Below are 18,144 nucleotides of genomic sequence, written 5' to 3'. Positions count from 1 at the left end.
CCAGACTCTCGCTGTCAGTTAAAGCCGTCTTCCCGATCTTAGGGCTTCTGCTGTTGAAACAATCTGTTACCTTCGGGACACAAATTGCTGCGCGTCGCTCTGCTAATTCCGGAGCCTGCAAAGTAGGTGAAGCTGCGGAGAGAACAGCCTTGGATGCCTCAGCCGAAATCCTGATCGTGGATGACGACGGCCAGATCCTGATTCTGGTCGCCAAGTTCCTGCGGGCGAACGGCTTTCGCGTTCACACGGCGCGCAACGGGGTCGAGATGGCTGAGACCCTGAAACGCACTTCGGTCGATCTCATCGTGCTCGATCTCATGCTCCCGGGGAAGAACGGGCTGGAGATCTGTCGCGAACTGCGACGCACTTCCTCCGTCCCGATCATCATGCTGACGGCCAAAGGCGACGAGACCGATCGCATCATCGGTCTTGAGGTTGGGGCTGACGACTATCTCCCGAAACCCTTCAATCCTCGCGAATTGCTGGCACGCATCGGTGCGGTGCTGCGCCGTACCCGAGCTTCTGGTAACCCGGCGACGGACCGTACCGGTCGGAGCTTCAGCTTTGCTGGATGGTCGCTCGACGCGATGAAGCGAGAACTGACCGCACCGAGCGGCGTGGTCGTGGATCTGTCGACGGGTGAATACGACCTGTTGCTGGCTTTCCTTGAGGCGCCGCAGCGCGTGCTGACCCGCGAGTTCCTGCTGGACGCGGCCCGCAATCGTGCGATCGAAGGCTATGATCGCTCGATCGATGTTCAGGTCAGTCGTCTCCGTCGCAAGCTCGATGGGCGCGAAGACCTCATCAAGACAGTTCGAGGCGCGGGTTATCTGTTTGCGACGGATGTCGTCCGTGCCTGATTGTCGTCACGAAACACGAATGCAGCGTTGGTGGCGGTCGATGGACAGCCTGAGACTGCGAACGGCGCTCGTTGTGCTGTTTGGCATCTCTCTTGTGCATTTTGGCAGCCTGTTCACCTACCACCAGAGTCTTGAGCAGGAACTGGATCTTGCGAATGAAGTGCGGCTCGCTGACCAGCTTCTGACCATCAAGCGATCCGTCATGCGTGCCCCCATTGAGGAGCGCGAGCAGGTAGCTCACGACTTCTCCGGCGGTTCGATCGACGCTCACTGGGGAGCAACGCCCTATGCCGTTGCGGGCGCGACCGGAGCAGAAAATTGGGAGCCGCTCCGCCGCAATCTGAGAGAGCTTGCCCCTGAAATCGCCGAGGATGGTCTTATCATCGGGTCGGATAACCAGGCGGATGACGATCCGCATCTGGCAGTCGTTTCGATCAAGCTCCCCGATGCGTCATGGATTAATGTCCATCTTGTTTCCTGGGACCGCAAGGTGCCGCCGCCGGGAGGAATGCTGGTTTCGACGACGCTGATGGCTCTCGGGGCAATCATCGTCTCAATGCTTCTGGTGCGTTGGTTTACTCGTCCGCTGACAGCGGTGGCTACTGCGGCCAAGGATTTCTACCGGGGCAAGACTGTCGTTCCCGTTCCGGAAACCGGGCCGCGAGAGGTGGTTGAACTCGCTGCCGCCTTCAATGATATGCAACGGCGCATCGAGCGATTGATCGAAGACCGCACCCAAGCGCTCGCAGCCGTTTCGCATGATCTGAAGACTCCGATCACACGACTGCGGTTCAGAGCCGAGGATCTGGCAGATGGTGTCGCGCGCGATGCAATGGCCGAGGATTTGACGGAGATGGAGCGGATGCTCGATCAGACGCTATCCTTCCTGCGCGGAGATCGCAGCGACGAGGAACTGAAGCCGATCGACATCGTCGCGATCCTCGGAACGCTGGTCGACGATGCGGCCGATCGGGGCGCATCCATCGACCTGTCCGGGGCCGCCCATGCGATCGTCACGGGTCGTAGGCTGGCGCTGAAGCGCGCCTTCTCCAATCTTATCGACAACGCACTCAAATATGGCGAGCGGGCGCGGGTCGAGGTCATCGATCGGCAGTCCGACGTCCTCGTTGCAATCAGTGACGATGGCCCCGGTATAGCGGCTCAGGACGTCGAGCGGGCCCTTTCGCCCTTCGTTCGGCTTGAGCCATCGAGAAATCTCGAGACAGGCGGCTTCGGCCTCGGATTGCCAATTGCGCAGGCGATCATTGACGGGCATTCCGGTACGCTACGCCTGGAGAACCGCCAAACAGGAGGTCTGGTTGTAAGTGTCATCCTCCCGAAGGACGTGGCAAAACCAAGCTGAAACATTCCGTAACAATCGGGACATCGACGGACAAAGAGGCGCAGCTACACCGGAGCAAATCAACTTTTGCTCAGGGTTACGATGGTCGACCGATTCGCCTCTGTTCTCGCTGGAATCTGCCTTTCTGTCATAGGACTTGCTGCATCCTCTGCAGCGGCCCATGAGGGCCATGATCACGGCGCGCCGCCCCCGCCTGTCTCTACCACGATCGCACCGCGCGCCGACGCTTCGACGGTCGATCTCGAGCTGGTTGCTGTAGCGCGCGGAGAGCGTCTGGAAATCTTTCTCGACAGCTTCAAGGGCAATGAACCGGTCGACGGTGCGGTACTCGAAATCGACAGCCCTGCGGGAACGCTGACGGCCGAAGCTTCGGGCGAGGGAACTTACGTGGCGACGGCACCATGGCTGACAAAGCCCGGTTCATATGATCTTGCCCTCACCGTGATGGCCGGTGACCTCTTCGACGTCCTGACAGTTACAATGGTAATCCCCGAGATGACGGCCAGCCCTGTTCCGGTGGCTGCCGCGAATGGTTTCCTCATCAGTTCGGCTTTTGCGCAGGAGGTTGGCGCCCGACTGCAGCGACAGGACATGACACTCTGGGTGGTTGGCGGTGGTGGCATCGTGGTCGGCTTGCTGCTTGCACTGCTTTTCCGCAGCCGCAAGACTGGAAGCTCGACCGCTGCATTAGCCGCAGTCCTCTTACTTGCCGGGGCACCGCAGTCGGAGGCCGCCGGCCCTGCAGCACCCAAAGCGCAGGCCGCCGAGCGGGATGTCGCCCAGCGGTTTGCCGATGGGTCGATCTTCGTCCCCAAGACAACCCAGCGTATCCTCGCCATCAGGACCATCTTCACCGAGCAGGCAGCCCACGCCGGGACTGTTGAACTTCCGGCCCGCATCATCCCAGACCCCACGACATCAGGCTATGTCCAGGCCTCTGTGTCGGGAAGGCTTCTGCCGCCACCCGGCGGCTTCCCGCAGCTTGGTGCGCGGGTGTCCGCCGGGGATGTCTTGGCCCTCGTGCAGCCCTCTGTCGGTGCCGCTGATCTGACAAGCCAGCAGCAGCAGGCCCGTGAGCTCGATCAGGAAATCATGCTGGTCGAACGCAAGCTGCAGCGCTTCGAGCGGCTTCAATCGGTGGTGGCGCGCGCCGAAATCGAGGATGCAACACTTGAGCTCCAGGGCCTCAAGGCGCGGCGCGCCAATCTGGAGCAGGCGCCGACGGCGGCTGAGAAACTGACCGCACCTGTATCAGGCGTTATCGCTGCGGCCCAGGCCGTTGCCGGACAGATTGCCGAGCCCAATACCGTGATCTTCCAGATCATCGATCCAAGCCGTTACTGGGTAGAAGCACTGAGCTTTGACGCCCATTCCGTGACTGGAGCCGCGCGCGGCAAGTTCATGGATGGCAGAACCGCCTCTCTCTCCTATCGGGGAAGCGGGCTTGCCGATCGCAATCAGGCGATCCCGATCCATTTCAGCGTCGAGGGCCAGGCAGACGGTATCCGTGCTGGGCAGTTGCTGACCGTTCTGTCATCGACCACTGACGAGCGCACGGGCATTGCCGTGCCACGCACCAGTGTTCTGCGTGCTTCCAACGGGCAGTCACTCGTCTATGAACACACCAATGCGGAACGTTTCGTGCCGAGGGAAGTCCGTACCGAGCCGCTGGATGGTGACCGTCTTCTGATTGTCTCCGGGATCGAAGCCGGAAAGCGCATCGTCACACAGGGTGCCGAACTCCTGAACCAGATCCGCTGAGGCTCCGATGTTCAATTTTCTCGTCACCCAGTCGCTGCGGAACCGCCTGTTCGTCCTGGCGATTGCCGCAGTCCTCATGATCTACGGGGCGTTTACGGTCACGAGGCTACCCGTTGACGTCTTCCCCGATCTCAACCGGCCGACCGTCACCATCATGACGGAAGCCGAAGGACTGGCACCTGAAGAGGTCGAGCAGCTCGTCACCTATCCGCTCGAATACCAGATGAACGGCCTTCCCGGTGTGAGCCGCGTTCGCTCCACCTCCGGCGTGGGACTTTCGATCATCTATGTCGAGTTCGACTGGGACACGGACATCTATCGCAACCGCCAGCAGATCGCCGAGAGGCTGTCGCTTGTACAGCCGCAACTGCCGGCGAATGTCGTGCCGCAGATGGGCCCGATCAACTCGATCATGGGTCAGGTCATGCTCATTGCCGTGACCGGACCGGACAATGTCTCGGCCATGGAGTTGCGCGAGCTCGCTGACTTCACCGTCCGACCGCGAATTCTGAGCATCCCCGGTGTCGCCCAGGTCATTCCGATCGGGGGCGAGGTGCGCCAGTATCGCGTATCTCCGAACTCCGCCGCCATGCGGGCACTCGGCGTGTCCTTCGAACAGATTGAACAGGCTCTCGCGCAGTTCGGCTCGAACACCGGTGGCGGCTTCACCGACCAATACAGCCGCGAGTTCCTGATCCGCAATGTCGGCCGCACTCAAAATATCGAGGATCTGGCGCGCGTAGTGGTTGCCAGTGTCGATGGGCAACCGGTTCTCCTGCGGCAGGTCGCGGAAGTCGGATTTGCACCACGCCTGAAGCGCGGGGATGCCGGTTACCAGGGTCAGTCTGCCGTCATCGTCTCGGTAGAAAAGCAACCTGATATCGACACTGTCAAATTGACCCGCGAAGTCGAGGCAGCCCTTGGCGAAATCAGCGCCACATTGCCCGCGGGCGTGAAAGCCGATCAGGTCCTGTTCCGGCAGGCCAATTTCATCGAAACCTCGATCGGCAACGTGCAGAAGGTGTTAGCCGAGGCAATTGTCGTCGTTGCGATCATCCTGTTCGTCTTCCTCCTGAATACCCGAACGACGGCGATCTCGCTGACGGCTATTCCTGTCTCCATTCTGGTGACCGCTATCGTCTTTCATCTGCTCGGGTTGTCGATCAATACGATGACGCTTGGCGGGTTGGCGATCGCCATCGGCGAATTGGTCGATGATGCCGTCGTTGACGTCGAGAATATTTTCCGGCGGCTGCGGGAAAACCGGGAAAAGGGCAATCCGCGCTCGGTCTTCGATGTCGTCGTATCGGCCAGTCAGGAAGTTCGCTCCGGCATCGTTTACGCAACGATGATCATTGTTCTGGTCTTCGTGCCGCTGTTTGCCCTCTCAGGTATTGAGGGACGGCTCTTCGCGCCGCTCGGCCAAGCCTACATCATCTCAATCCTCGCTTCGCTTGTGGTCTCGATCACGCTGACGCCCGTCATGGCCTATTACATGCTGCCGGGCCTGAAACGCCTCGACGAGCATGAGGGCGTGGTCGTGCGGGTTCTTAAACGCGCCAATCGTCGGCTGCTCGACTGGTCCTTTGGCCATCCGAAGATCCTGATGACCACCGTGCTCGCCGGTGTCGTGGCAGCAGTTTTGTTTGCTACCCAATTGCCGCGATCGTTTCTGCCGCCCTTTAATGAAGGGACACTGACGATCAACATGTTGTTCAACCCGGGCATCTCGCTTGCTGAGAGCCATCGTGTCGGACTGATTGCTGAGCGGTTGATTATGGAGGTACCCGAGGTGGAGCAGATCGGTCGCCGCACCGGACGCGCCGAGCTCGACGAACATGCAGAGGGTGTCCACTCTTCAGAAATAGAAGTGGCGCTTGCCGCTGAAGGTCGGTCCAAGGACGACATTATCGCGGATATTCGTTCACGACTGTCGGTTCTGCCTGTCGCCACCAATGTCGGCCAGCCGATCTCGCACCGTCTTGACCACATGCTCTCAGGTGTGCGCGCCCAGATCGCGCTGAAGATCTTCGGCGAGGATCTCGACAGCATCCGCGGCTTCGCCGAGGAGTTTCGCGGCAAGTTGGCTGAGATCCCGGGGATCGTTGACCTTCAGGTGGAAAAGCAGGTGCGCATCCCGCATCTCGAGGTCATCGTCGATTACCGCCGGGCGGCCCTTTACGGCATCCAGCCGGCGGCCGTCACCGAACAGCTCGAACGACTGTCGAACGGGACGATCGTGTCCCGCATCGTCGACGGCAACAAGCGGTTCGACGTCGTGCTGCGTCTCGAGGACGAGACCCGCAGCACCAAGGGGCTATCGGATCTCCTCATTGAAACGCCTGCGGGCTGGATCCCGGTCAGCCAGATAGCAGAAGTCCGCGAGACGGATGGTCCAAACCAGATCCTTCGTGAAAACGGCAAGCGTCGTGTGGTCGTTCTCGCCAATACGGATGGCGAAGCCGACATGACAACGGTCATTGCCCAGATCCGCGAAGTGATCGCGAGCTCTTCTCTTCCGCCCGGCTTCTTCGTCAGCCTGGAAGGCACCTTTCAGGCGCAGGAAGAATCGATGAGGACTATCGGTCTTCTCTCCATCATCTCGCTGGCGATGGTGTTTGCGATCCTTTATTCCCGCTATCGCTCGGTGCTCTTCGTCTCGATCATCATGGCGAGCGTGCCGCTCGCACTGATCGGCTCGGTGACTGCGCTCTGGATTGCCGGCCAGCCGCTCTCCGTCGCCTCGATGATCGGCTTTATCACGCTGACGGGCATTTCGACGCGCAACGGCATTCTGAAGATCAGCCATTACATTAACCTGGCGATCCAGGAAGATCTGCCGTTCGGCAAGGAACTTGTCGTGCGGGGCTCACTGGAACGTCTGACCCCAGTCCTGATGACGGCTCTGTCGGCTGGTGTTGCGCTTGTTCCGCTGATGATCGATGCGACCGCACCGGGCAAGGAAATCCTCCACCCGGTCGCGATCACGATCTTCGGTGGTCTCGTGACGTCGACCGTACTCGATACGCTTCTCACTCCTACCCTGTTTCTGCGCTACGGTCGGAAGCCTCTGGAGCGTCTCGTGGAGCAGGCTCGTACTCAGGTGAGTGGTACGAAGCAGTCAGCCGGAACGCCCAATCAAACCATCGAAGCCTTTTAAGTCCTACCAGGAGAACTCCATGCGCCGCAGTCTGCTCACCCTTTCCCTCGTCTTCGCCATGACAGCTTTGCCCGCTTATGCACACGCGCCCCGTCCTGGACCGAACGGCGGGCTGAAGGTTGACGCAGGCGCAAACCACCATGTCGAACTCGTGACGACAGGAACGACTGAAGTGACGATCTATTTGTTTGACGCAGCCGACCAGCCCGTCTCTGCGGCCGGACACACAGGCAATGCCATCCTTTTGATCGACGGCGCTGTTCGTCGGTTTGCGCTGTCTGCTGCTGATGGCAATCGCCTCACGGGAACTTCGCCCGTTCCGGTCAATCCGGGTGTTAAGGGTGCGATCCAGGTGATCACCCCGGACGGGACCACCGCGCAGGGGAAGTTCTAATCTTGGAAGCGCGAAAGGCGAGTGGCAGGATCGTTGACTTGCGGCAAAGATGTCACGCCATCGCCGTGCCAAGATCAGGTCATCAACTGTCGGGAGCCATGCCGGGCATCTCCTTCCAGTTTTGAGTGGCTTACCGAAGTTCGCAGGAGAGAGTATGAGACGCAGAGAATTTCTGGCTGTGGCCGCCACGATGGCTCTGACACCCGCCACGGGCTTTGCCGCAGTGCCATCGGTCATCCTGCACAAGGATCCCACTTGTAGCTGTTGCTCGTCATGGGGCGATGCTTTCAGCACGGTGGGCTTCTCGGTTCGCACCGTCGAGGAACCGGACATGGATCAGGTCAAGCGACGCCTCAATGTGCCGCCGTCCGTTCGGGCCTGCCACACAGCGGAAGTAGAAGGTTACTTCCTTGAGGGCCACGTGCCGATCGATGCCGTGAGAAGGCTGCTCGATGAACGGCCGCCACTGGCAGGGCTCGCAGTCGCAGGAATGCCTATGGGTTCGCTCGGCATGGGTGGTTCGCCGGAACCATACGACGTCATCGCAATTCCGCGCGATGGCGGTGAGATGTATGTCTATCAGTCATTCAAGCCGGACTGACCGGAACTGCTGCTTTTGCAGGCTACAGTCCAAACGAATGGAGGATAGGGCAGGGGCCGCGTTTGCCTGAAGAGCATTCCGAAACCAGGCGTTTTAGCGCATCGCGGGTCCGATTGAGTTCGGCGATCCGCGTCTCCAGCGCGATCAGTCGCGCCTTTGCGGCCTCGCGTGCCCGCTCCCTGTCGTCTCCCGCATCGAGTTCGAGCAGCTCCCGTATCTCCTCCAGCGTAAATCCAGCCGTCTGAGCCTGGCGGATAAACTTCAGCCGCCTCTGATCCTCAGTTCCATAGCGCCTGCCACCCTCAAGGCGCTTAGGGGTCTTCAACAGACCCTTGCGTTGGTAGAACCTGATTGTTTCGACACCTACTCCGCCAGACGCCGCAAATTTTCCGATTGTCATATCCATGGGGCTTGACTCCGTACCACGGTACGGAACGTATGGTCTTGCCAACTGTTTCACAAGGCAAAGGAGACGTGAAATGTTGGATAGAGTGAACCCCTCGACTGCAGTGAAAAAAGCCGTCCTCTACCGGATGGTCACTGCAGAGCATACCTGCCCTTATGGCCTCAAAGCCAAGGATCTGCTGAGGCGGTCGGGATATGAGGTGGATGACCGCCACCTGACAACCCGCGCGCAAACGGATGCGTTCAAGGTAGAGCACGGTGTGAAGACGACACCGCAGGTGTTCATCGACGGTGCCCGTGTCGGCGGCTATGACGATCTGCGGCGCTACTTTGGAAAGCCTGTGGCCGATCCGAAGGCAACCACCTATCGCCCCGTTATCGTGCTGTTTGCGATGACTGCACTGATGGCAATGGGTGTCAGCTACGCTGTCTTCGGCACGCCCTTCACCGTCCGGGCCTTGGAGTGGTTCATCGCTTTCTCGATGGTGGTCCTGGCCATGCTCAAGCTTCAAAATGTCGAAACCTTCGCGACGATGTTCCTGAATTATGATCTGCTCGCGAAGCGGTGGGTGCCATACAGCTACATCTACCCCTACGCCGAAGGACTTGCAGGCGTTCTGATGGTGGCAGGCGTTGCGAACTGGCTGTCCGTTCCCGTGGCTCTGTTCATTGGTGGCATTGGCGCAGTTTCGGTCTTCAAGGCCGTTTATATTGACAAGCGTGAGCTGAAATGCGCCTGTGTCGGTGGATCGAGCAACGTACCGCTCGGGTTCATCTCACTCACCGAGAACTTGATGATGATCGCGATGGCTGTCTGGATGGCCCTGGCATCATCAGGATTGATGCTCGGTCATCAGATGTAAACTGCACCACAACACCGTTCAGTTAGGGAGCCGGTAAAAAGTCGCCGGCATCCGACCCGTCACATTTATACCGGAATTCCTGCCGTCCGTTGATGTTCAAAATCGTATGTCAGTTTCCAACATAGATCGGACAGGAACGGACAGTCGGCTTCCGGCCCCGTATCAGCCATTCCCGAGCGCAAGTAGTTGCCCCGTAGGGAAATGCAGCGCGAACTTATCGGCCAAATAACGGGTCGGCGGTTCGAGTCCTTTCAAGAGCTTGGATGCGTTGGTCTCCTACTCCACCCCGGAGATTCCTGGCAAACTCCTTGGCTTTCAGCATTTAAGGGCTTCACGAGAAGTTGTATAAGACCTATCATCCCATAGGGTGCCGCTTAACTGATAGGCAACCTGACTTTTTTCTAGGCAGGCGCAGGTCAGCACTCCAGTCCGCCTAAACTTAAAGAAGGCAGATCAATGGGCCAGTTGACGTCGAGTGAACGCAGTTTGGGCGCGGCCATTCTTATCATCATGGCCATCGTAGGCATTGCCATGGCCGCAGCCGGTCGGGCTGATACGCTCGGTGTGCACGGAGCAATGGTCCTTTTCTACAGCTTGGGACTTCTGGTCCTGCTGATGTCTGGAAGCTTTGCTCCAGAGCCTGACCCGGCCAGATTTAAGCGCTACTACGATGATCCCATCAAGGTCGGGGTCGGCCTAACTCTCGCCTGGGCGATCTTCGGAATGTTCATCGGCGTTTGGGCCGCCTCCCAGCTTGCCTGGCCAGGCTTGAATTTTGATACATCCTGGGCAAGCTTTGGACGAATCCGCCCCGCTCATACTACCGGTGTCATATTTGGGTTCGGCGGCAATGCACTGATCACGACGTCCTACCATGTGGTTCAGCGAACCTCGCGCGCCCGTCTTGCAGGGCAGCTCTCGCCCTGGTTTGTGCTGTTCGGTTTCAACCTCTTCTGTTTGATTGCCGTGTCTGGCTATTTTCTAGGGGTGACGCAATCTAAGGAGTATGCTGAGGCAGAGTGGTATGCCGACATCTGGCTCGTGATCGTCTGGGTGACCTACCTTGTCCTCTATGTCCGCACGCTGGCGCAACGCAAAGAGCCGCATATCTACGTGGCCAACTGGTATTATCTGGCCTTCATCCTCGTGGTTGCCATCCTGCACATCGTGAACAATCTCGCGGTGCCGATCTCCCTTGCTCATTCCAAGAGCTATACGATCTGGGCGGGTGTCCAGGATTCCATGGTTCAATGGTGGTACGGGCACAATGCCGTTGCCTTCTTTCTCACGGCCGGCTTCCTAGGCATGCTCTACTACTACCTGCCAAAGCGTGCGGATCGGCCGATTTTCTCCTATCGCCTGTCGATCCTGAGTTTCTGGGGTATCACCTTCTTCTACATGTGGGCCGGATCCCACCACCTCCATTATACGGCCCTGCCACATTGGGTACAGAATCTTGGCATGACCTTTTCGGTCATGCTGCTGGTGCCATCCTGGGCCTCGGCCGGCAATGCGCTGCTGACGCTCAACGGCGCCTGGCACAAGGTGCGCGATGACGCGACGCTGCGTTTCATCATGATGGCGGCGTTCTTCTATGGGCTATCAACTTTTGAAGGCTCGTTTCTCGCGATCCGCCCGGTCAACTCGCTGTCCCACTACACCGACTGGACTGTCGGCCATGTGCATTCGGGCGCTTTGGGTTGGGTGGCGATGATCACCTTCGGTTCGCTCTACACGCTGGTTCCAGCCATCTGGAAGCGGGAGCGGATGTATTCGGACACCCTTGTCGAGGTCCATTTCTGGCTCGCGCTGATCGGCACGCTGATCTACGTCTTTGCCATGTGGAATTCCGGAATTATCCAGGGCCTGATGTGGCGGACCTATTCCCCGGACAACACGCTGGTCTACTCGTTCGTCGACAGTCTGGTCGAAATGTATCCCTATTATATCGCCCGCGCCTTCGGTGGCCTGCTCTTCCTGCTCGGCGCCATTATTGCGTCCTACAATGTCTGGATGACGGTGAGGATGCCTCGGGTGATGTTGGATGAGTCCCGTGAAGACCTGCCGCTCGGGGCGGATCAGTCCGACCATACCGCCCCATCGGCTGCGGAGTAAACCATGTCAGACATGCACGGAAAGCTCGAACGATCGGCAATCGGTTTCATGCTGGCCATCATTGCGGCCGCCAGTGTGGGGGGCATCGTTGAGATAGCCCCGCTGTTTACCATCGACGAAACAGTCGAAGATGTAGCTGACATGCGCCTCTACACACCCTTGGAACTCTCAGGTCGCGATATCTATGTCCGCGAGGGTTGTTATGCGTGTCATAGTCAGATGATCCGTACCCTCCGTGACGAAGTGGAGCGCTATGGTCCCTATTCACTTGCGGTGGAGTCGCAATATGACCATCCCATGTTGTGGGGGTCAAAGCGGACAGGACCCGATCTTGCTCGGATCGGCGGCAAGTATTCCGATCTCTGGCATGTCACGCATCTAAACAATCCGCGCGACGTCGTGCCGGAATCCAACATGCCCTCCTATCGGTGGCTTGGCACGACACCGCTCAGGGTCGATGAGTTGTCGCTCAAGCTTCGAGCCCAGCAAGCCGTCGGCGTTCCCTATACGGATGAGATGATCATCAACGCCACAGCCGATGCCTATGGCCAGGCGATGCCAGACACGGATCAGGCCACTGGCGTTGCTGAGCGCTATGGCGAGGCCACCCAGATCTCTGCCTTCGATGGTGTGGCGACCAACCTTACCGAGATGGACGCCTTGGTCGCCTACCTGCAGGTCCTCGGCCAACTGACAAGGGTAGCCTACGAAAACACCGCCGCCTCCGAACAGATGCCCGAACCGACGAATTGAGGACGCAATGGACATCAATCACGATACTCTGGTCGCAACCGCCAAAACGTGGGGCCTGTTCTATCTGATCGGGTTTTCGATCTGCGTGATGATCTACACGTTTCTGCCGTCGAATAAGCAGCGCTTCAGGAATGCCGAGCAGCAAGTCTTTGACAAGGAGGATCGGCCGTGGAGTTGAAAGACGTTGATCCAGTCACCGGTCGGAAGACAACCGGGCATGTGTGGAACGGCATCCGCGAGTTGGACACGCCAATCCCCAAAGGGGTGTTGCTGTTCCTGATCGCTACTCATTTGTTCGCGGTGCTCTGGTGGTTTCTCATGCCGTCATGGCCGTTGGGCGCGACATACACCAAGGGCATTTTGGGTAAGGATCAGAGAACGACGGTCGAGAAAAGTCTGCTGGAGGGCGAAGCCGCCAAAGTTCCATGGGTCAGCAGGATCGAGACCATGTCCTTTGACGAAATTCGGGCAGACGAAGCGCTGATGGCGAAGGTACGCTCCAATGGTCACCAGTTGTTTGGAGACAATTGTGCCGCCTGTCACGGCCGAGACGGCAAAGGCGGCGCAAATTATCCCAATCTGACCGATGGCGACTGGATATGGGGCGGGAGTGCCGAGCAGATAGCCCAGACCTTGATTGTCGGGGTCAATTCGCGGCATCCCGATACGCGTGTCGGGCAGATGCCGGCTTTTGGCCGCGACGAGATCCTTGATCGTCAGCAAATCAGGGATGTCTCGCTTTATGTCAGGACGCTCAGTGAGCCTGATGCCTCAATGCCCGAGAACGTAGAGCGGGTGGATGCAGGGCTTGAGGTGTTTCAGACGAATTGTGCTGCCTGCCATGGAGACGATGGCAAGGGCAATATGGAACTCGGGGCGCCGAACCTCACGGATCAGACGTGGATCTATGGCGGCACCCTGCAGACGCTTATCGACACCATTCACGGTGGTCGACAGGGCCATATGCCGAACTGGGACGAACGGTTGTCGCCAATCGAGATCAAGGTTCTGGCGCTTTACGTGCATGCGCTCGGACAGAGGGAGCCATGAGTGAAAAAATCGGGCGACCAAAGCGGTGACACGGTTTCCAACGAAATGGCTTCTGGCCACGGTGATCGCCGTGGTGCTGATCGCAGCCAATGCCCATCTGGCTTACGTCGCCATTTCGAGCCAGCCGGACTGCGTTGCGCATCTGAAGGATAAGGGCGGACAGCCGGGCCAGTTTCGTGCGGCCAAACCGGCATGTTGAAAAGGATAGAATGATGAGCGGCAAAGACCAGGCGTCCGTCCTGATTTCCGAGGTTTCGGATATCGAGGAAACCCGCAACATCCAATGGAAGCGCAACCTGGCCGCCGGTGCTCCTTTGCGATGGCTATCGCTCGGCTGGAAGGATTTGTGGATCAAACCCATCCCCAGTCTTCTCTATGGTCTGCTCGTCTGCGTCGCGTCCATCGCTTTCATCGGTTACATGTTCAGCACCGGCCGCGACTATTTCCTGTTTCCGGCGCTATCGGGCTTCTTGATCGTCGGACCGATTATCGCATCCGGTCTGTATCTGAAGAGCCGCAACCTCGAATTGGGCGAGCCTTTCTCGTTTAGCACGATGGTGTCGGTTCGGCCAAAGGCTGGCGCCCAGGTGTTCTTTACCGGAATGCTGCTTGTCATGCTTATCCTGCTTTGGATGCGGGCCGCGGTACTGGTCTACGCTTTGTTCTTTGGCCTTCAGCCATTTCCAGGCCTTGACCAGATTGCCACCATGCTTTTCACCACGCCCACAGGATGGGCGATGCTTTTCGTCGGCGGTTTTGTAGGCTCGCTCTTTGCCGGCTTCGCCTTTGCCATCAGCGTCTTTTCGATCCCTATGTTGCTGGATCGTCAGATCGATGCCTTCACCGCCATGGGCATCAGCACGACGATGGTGTGGAACAACCTTCGCGTGACTATAACATGGGGCGCCATCGTCCTTGCCCTGTTCTTGGCCTGCCTCGCCACCGGGCTTCTCGGGCTGATCGTCATCTTCCCCTGGCTCGGCCATGCGACCTGGCACGCCTATCGGGAGATGCGTTGATGGTTTTGTACGGTCTGAGAAGAATATCTGCTGCCAACGCAGTTCACGGAGATCCATCATGGCAATGATGATGCTTGTTATCGTCTCCGTCGCCATGGGTACTGTGGGGTTGCTCGCCTTTCTGTGGTCGGTCAGCGCGAAGCAGTACGATGATCTGGACGGTGCAGCTGTTCGCGTTTTGCTTGATGACAATGATGAAATCGGGTGAGCGGCTGATTGGACGGCCGGGGGCCGCGGGAGACGAGCATGCAAAGTGAGAAGACGACAAATGGAGATGGGCTTGCCATGACGCCTGGCGCACCCGATCAGCGTGTTATCGTCATCGATCCGTCCGATGCGGTAACCGGAATGGGGTTCGTGTTCGGCGTTGTCGGTGCACTCGTTGGTATTGCCGCAGCCGTCTACCTAACGCCCAGCTTCAGTCTGGCGCTCGTTGGCTATTGTCTCGTGGCGGCCTTTGCGGGTGGGTCTGCCGGCATGGTCACGGGAGGCCTGGTCGGAGCCGTATTTGCTGTCATGCGCGGCGTCATTACGCCGCCTACCGGGCGGAGTTGACGATACAGCAAAGAGTGGAAATCCTGATCTGCGTGTTGGGTAGTGAGCAGAGCCGACCAAAGTCCCTGGCGACATCCAAGCTCGCTGCGCCGTAGTAACGCTATAATGATCTCGGGGTTGCCCACGTCGTTCACCGATAAGGGATCACCGACGTTTCCAACGAGTGCCCGCTAGTCGCTCGTCCGTGAAACGGTTGCGCTTCATTCTCTGGTACTCTCGATCGGCCAGAGCTTACTTCAAAATGGATTAGCTTAACGGGGCAAGGTCAATCTTAATTGTAATCCTGTAATACTTGCAGTGTAACCGGTGTTCTGTCCCCACATTGGCAGCCGCTGCCTGATCTGTGATCGACATTCCATGGATGAGCGACAAGGAGTTTCTCCATGGAGTCTACGTTGGAGGTTTTCACAACGCGACGGAGCAGGCGCGAGGCGCATCGCCAATGGCCTGACGAGGTCAAGGCACGGATCGTTTCAGAGAGCTTGCGACCAGGCGCGAAGGTGAATGAAGTGGCCGAGCGCCACGGGCTGAAGGCCAACCATCTGTCTTCCTGGCGGACGCTGGCGCGGCAAGGTAAACTTGTGTTGCCTGAGCCCGAAGACGCGGTCGAGTTCGCGGCAATGGTTGTCGAGCCGCCGTCGCCTGAGCTGCCGATGGTCAAGGCTGCCACGCGCCCCGAGATTGTCGTCGGTTCCGTCACGATCCGCCTGGAGGAAGGTGCGTCAGCGTCCCGGATTGCGGCTATCGCTCGCGCCCTGGCGGCGACGACATGATCCTTCCGTCGAACCGCGTGCGGATCATGGTGGCGACAAAACCTGTCGACTTCCGCAAGGGTCATGACGGCCTGGCGTCGCTGGTGAAGAACGAGCTTCACAAGGACCCGTTCACTGGAACGGTCTTCGTGTTCCGGTCGCGCAAGGCCGACCGATTGAAGCTGATCTACTGGGACGGCTCCGGGATCGTCTTGGCCTACAAACGGTTGGAAGAGCAGATGTTCATTTGGCCAGGCATCAAGGATGGTCTGATGACGCTCACCCACGCCCAGTTCGAAGCCCTGTTCGCAGGCCTTGACTGGCGGCGGGTTCATGCCGTCCAGACAAGAACCCCGGAGGCCATCGAATAGCTGCGGCACGATGACTCAGCTCCGCAGATTCCGAGGGCAAATCGGCTCGGGATTTGGTAGCTTCCGGTCATGCTTGATGCCGCCGACCTTCCCGATGATGTTGCCGCCCTGAAGGCGATGCTGATCGCGGCGCGGCTAAGCGAGGCAGCCAAGGACGTCGCGATAGCGAGCAAGGACGAGCATATCGCCCGCAAAGATGAGCGGATCGAGCGGCTTGAGAAGCTGGTCGCAGCATTCAAGCAGGCAGCCTTCGGACGCAAATCCGAGAAGACCGATCCTGACCAATTCGACCTGGCGCTCGAAGACCTGGAGACGGCCATGGCCGTGATCCATGCCGAGGATGAGGCGGACATTCCTGCAGGAAACAGGATTGCCAAGCCACGCGCGATCAATCGCGGCTCCCTTCCAAAGCATCTTCCGCGTATCGAAGAGGTGATTGAGCCAGAAAGCCTGATCTGCGGCTGTGGCGGTTGCCTCCATTGCATTGGCGAGGATGTCTCCGAGCGGCGGGACGTGATCCCGGCACAGTTCCGCGTGATCGTCACTCGTCGCCCCAAATATGCTTGCCGCGCCTGTACAGACGGTATCGTCCAGGCCGCAGCTCCAGCACGGTTGATCCCGGCAGGGCTGCCGACGGAAGCGACCGTCGCGCATGTTCTGGTCTCCAAGTATGCCGATCACCTTCCGCTCTATCGGCAGGCGCAGATCATGAGCCGCCAAGGGATCGATCTCGACCGATCAACGCTGGCCGATTGGGTCGGTCGGGCAGCCTATGAACTGCGGCCCGTCTTCGATGCGTTGATCGCCGACCTGAAGCGCTCGACCAAGCTGTTCATGGACGAGACCCGCGCTCCGGTTCTCGATCCCGGCTCCCGCAAAACCAAGACCGGATACTTCTGGGCACTGGCGCGGGATGATCGTTCTTGGAATGGCGGTGCTCCGCCGGGCGTGGCCTTCACCTACGCTCCCGGCCGGGGAGGCATTCATGCCGAACGGATATTGCAGGGCTTCTCCGGCATCCTGCAGGTGGATGGATATGCCGGATACAACAGGCTGATCGGGCCAGACCGGATTGGCCCGGACATTCGGCTTGCGTATTGTTGGGCACATGCCCGGCGAAAGCTGGTGGAGATTACCCGCAATGGCACAGCACCCATTGCCGAGGACGGCGTCAAGCGGATCGGCGAGCTGTATCGTATCGAAGCAGAACTGCGCGGTCTTGATCCTGAAGCTCGTCTCGCTGGACGGCAAGAGCGGTCAGCGCCGCGTGTGGCAGAACTGCAGACCTGGCTTATCCACCACCGCGCCCGCGTCGCAACGAAGTCGCCGCTCGGCGAGGCATTGGCCTACATCGCCAAATACTGGGATGGTCTGAAGCTCTTCTTGACCGATGGACGCATCGAGATCGACAACAACAGTATCGAGCGGACCATCCGACCGATAGCGCTCAATCGTAAGAACGCACTGTTCGCAGGGCACGACGCTGGGGCAGAGAACTGGGCGATCATCGCCTCGCTGATCGAGACGTGTAAGCTCAACGCCGTCGATCCGCTAGCCTACTTGACCGCCACGCTCACTGCCATCGTCAGCGGCCATAAGCAGTATCGCATCGATGAGCTGCTGCCTTGGAACCACTCGGGACGAACGGTCTAACAAGTCACGTGTGCCTTGCTGCCATTTACTCTGAATCACCGCTCTGGCTATTCTGCTCTATCGACGTACGAAGCCGGTATGAGCTGCCCGGAAAACTCCTCCAAACGCAAAGCCGAGGATAAAGCCGATGAGCGGCCAAGCCCAACCAACCCCCGGCCCGCTAAAATAGCTGTCGATCAGGTCGGCTGCGGTCAAGAGGGCTGTTGAGCCAGCAGCCCCAGCGAGTGCATACGTGACGACGTTGCGATGATGGGGTCCCCAAGTATGGTATATCGCTGTTGAAATGGCGCTCGCCGCGAATACGATAATCAGAAGAAGATAGGACACTACGTTGTCAGCGAACGGCTCAAACCCGTGACCCGACACCGCTCTCTTTACGTTGAAAAATACCAGCAAAGGAAATGGTGAAAGCACCACGAGGGACAATGTCCGTCGTCGAATGATTTGAGACGTTTTGGGCTTTGGAAGC

At 58.8% G+C, this 18,144-nt stretch carries 20 protein-coding genes; 18 read left to right on the top strand and 2 right to left on the bottom strand.

Going from position 1 to position 18,144, the window contains the following annotated elements; genetic code table 11:
* Positions 1–149: 149 nt before the first annotated feature.
* The 6 genes from FAA97_RS20305 to FAA97_RS20280 all read left to right on the top strand — a co-directional run bounded on the left by FAA97_RS20305 (position 150) and on the right by FAA97_RS20280 (position 8,139).
* Complete coding sequence (locus FAA97_RS20305) at positions 150–860, top strand: response regulator (protein ID WP_136600404.1); 711 nt, start codon at positions 150–152, stop codon at positions 858–860.
* Positions 861–900: 40 nt separating this feature from the next.
* Positions 901–2,223: an ATP-binding protein gene (locus FAA97_RS20300; RefSeq protein ID WP_168801066.1), complete on the top strand. Its 1,323-nt coding sequence runs from the start codon at positions 901–903 to the stop codon at positions 2,221–2,223.
* A gap of 81 nt (positions 2,224–2,304) precedes the next feature.
* Positions 2,305–3,984: an efflux RND transporter periplasmic adaptor subunit gene (locus tag FAA97_RS20295; RefSeq protein WP_136600402.1), complete on the top strand. Its 1,680-nt coding sequence runs from the start codon at positions 2,305–2,307 to the stop codon at positions 3,982–3,984.
* Between the two features lie 7 nt (positions 3,985–3,991).
* The gene (locus FAA97_RS20290; RefSeq protein WP_136600401.1) at positions 3,992–7,144 is read left to right on the top strand and encodes an efflux RND transporter permease subunit; all 3,153 of its coding nucleotides are present in this window, start codon (positions 3,992–3,994) and stop codon (positions 7,142–7,144) included.
* Positions 7,145–7,163: 19 nt separating this feature from the next.
* Positions 7,164–7,538 carry a hypothetical protein gene (locus FAA97_RS20285; protein WP_136600400.1) on the top strand — a complete coding sequence of 125 codons (375 nt, stop codon included), beginning with the start codon at positions 7,164–7,166 and terminating at the stop codon, positions 7,536–7,538.
* 154 nt (positions 7,539–7,692) lie between these two features.
* Positions 7,693–8,139, top strand: coding sequence for a DUF411 domain-containing protein (locus tag FAA97_RS20280; RefSeq protein WP_136600399.1), 447 nt, complete (start codon positions 7,693–7,695; stop codon positions 8,137–8,139).
* A 22-nt stretch (positions 8,140–8,161) separates the two neighbouring features.
* On the opposite strand, the gene FAA97_RS20275 is transcribed toward FAA97_RS20280, so the two are convergent.
* A complete protein-coding gene (locus FAA97_RS20275) occupies positions 8,162–8,545 on the bottom strand; it encodes a MerR family transcriptional regulator (protein WP_136600398.1) in 384 nt (127 codons plus the stop codon).
* A 73-nt stretch (positions 8,546–8,618) separates the two neighbouring features.
* On the opposite strand from FAA97_RS20275, the gene FAA97_RS20270 reads away from it, so the two are divergent.
* The 12 genes from FAA97_RS20270 to tnpC all read left to right on the top strand — a co-directional run bounded on the left by FAA97_RS20270 (position 8,619) and on the right by tnpC (position 17,675).
* Positions 8,619–9,407 carry a MauE/DoxX family redox-associated membrane protein gene (locus FAA97_RS20270; protein ID WP_136600397.1) on the top strand — a complete coding sequence of 263 codons (789 nt, stop codon included), beginning with the start codon at positions 8,619–8,621 and terminating at the stop codon, positions 9,405–9,407.
* A 456-nt stretch (positions 9,408–9,863) separates the two neighbouring features.
* Complete coding sequence (gene ccoN, locus FAA97_RS20265) at positions 9,864–11,522, top strand: cytochrome-c oxidase, cbb3-type subunit I (protein WP_136600396.1); 1,659 nt, start codon at positions 9,864–9,866, stop codon at positions 11,520–11,522.
* A gap of 3 nt (positions 11,523–11,525) precedes the next feature.
* Positions 11,526–12,275 carry a cytochrome-c oxidase, cbb3-type subunit II gene (gene ccoO, locus FAA97_RS20260; RefSeq protein WP_136600395.1) on the top strand — a complete coding sequence of 250 codons (750 nt, stop codon included), beginning with the start codon at positions 11,526–11,528 and terminating at the stop codon, positions 12,273–12,275.
* A 7-nt stretch (positions 12,276–12,282) separates the two neighbouring features.
* The gene (locus FAA97_RS20255) at positions 12,283–12,453 is read left to right on the top strand and encodes a cbb3-type cytochrome c oxidase subunit 3 (RefSeq protein ID WP_136600394.1); all 171 of its coding nucleotides are present in this window, start codon (positions 12,283–12,285) and stop codon (positions 12,451–12,453) included.
* Positions 12,444–13,325: a cytochrome-c oxidase, cbb3-type subunit III gene (ccoP, locus tag FAA97_RS20250; RefSeq protein WP_136600393.1), complete on the top strand. Its 882-nt coding sequence runs from the start codon at positions 12,444–12,446 to the stop codon at positions 13,323–13,325. Before FAA97_RS20255 ends, ccoP begins: the two co-directional genes overlap by 10 nt.
* Before the next feature lie 25 nt (positions 13,326–13,350).
* Positions 13,351–13,524 (top strand): hypothetical protein, encoded by a 174-nt coding sequence (locus FAA97_RS21145; protein ID WP_168801065.1) that lies wholly within the window; start codon positions 13,351–13,353, stop codon positions 13,522–13,524.
* 13 nt (positions 13,525–13,537) lie between these two features.
* Positions 13,538–14,344 (top strand): DUF2189 domain-containing protein, encoded by an 807-nt coding sequence (locus FAA97_RS20245; protein WP_136600392.1) that lies wholly within the window; start codon positions 13,538–13,540, stop codon positions 14,342–14,344.
* A gap of 58 nt (positions 14,345–14,402) precedes the next feature.
* The gene (ccoS, locus tag FAA97_RS20240) at positions 14,403–14,552 is read left to right on the top strand and encodes a cbb3-type cytochrome oxidase assembly protein CcoS (protein WP_246041602.1); all 150 of its coding nucleotides are present in this window, start codon (positions 14,403–14,405) and stop codon (positions 14,550–14,552) included.
* 38 nt (positions 14,553–14,590) lie between these two features.
* Positions 14,591–14,899 (top strand): hypothetical protein, encoded by a 309-nt coding sequence (locus FAA97_RS20235; RefSeq protein ID WP_246041601.1) that lies wholly within the window; start codon positions 14,591–14,593, stop codon positions 14,897–14,899.
* A 383-nt stretch (positions 14,900–15,282) separates the two neighbouring features.
* Positions 15,283–15,672 (top strand): IS66-like element accessory protein TnpA, encoded by a 390-nt coding sequence (gene tnpA, locus FAA97_RS20230; protein WP_136600391.1) that lies wholly within the window; start codon positions 15,283–15,285, stop codon positions 15,670–15,672.
* Complete coding sequence (gene tnpB, locus FAA97_RS20225; RefSeq protein ID WP_136600390.1) at positions 15,669–16,022, top strand: IS66 family insertion sequence element accessory protein TnpB; 354 nt, start codon at positions 15,669–15,671, stop codon at positions 16,020–16,022. The genes tnpA and tnpB overlap by 4 nt, the downstream gene beginning before the upstream one ends.
* A gap of 69 nt (positions 16,023–16,091) precedes the next feature.
* Complete coding sequence (tnpC, locus tag FAA97_RS20220) at positions 16,092–17,675, top strand: IS66 family transposase (RefSeq protein WP_136600389.1); 1,584 nt, start codon at positions 16,092–16,094, stop codon at positions 17,673–17,675.
* A gap of 57 nt (positions 17,676–17,732) precedes the next feature.
* On the opposite strand, the gene FAA97_RS21195 is transcribed toward tnpC, so the two are convergent.
* The coding region (locus tag FAA97_RS21195) for a hypothetical protein (protein WP_206110078.1) at positions 17,733–18,144 on the bottom strand (412 nt) is incomplete at its 5' end.

Origin of the sequence: Peteryoungia ipomoeae (assembly GCF_004912165.1) — a bacterium.
GTDB classification, from domain to species: domain Bacteria; phylum Pseudomonadota; class Alphaproteobacteria; order Rhizobiales; family Rhizobiaceae; genus Allorhizobium; species Allorhizobium ipomoeae.
The sequence above is the reverse complement of the archived record's forward strand: the minus strand, read 5'-3'. Positions and strand labels throughout refer to the sequence as shown.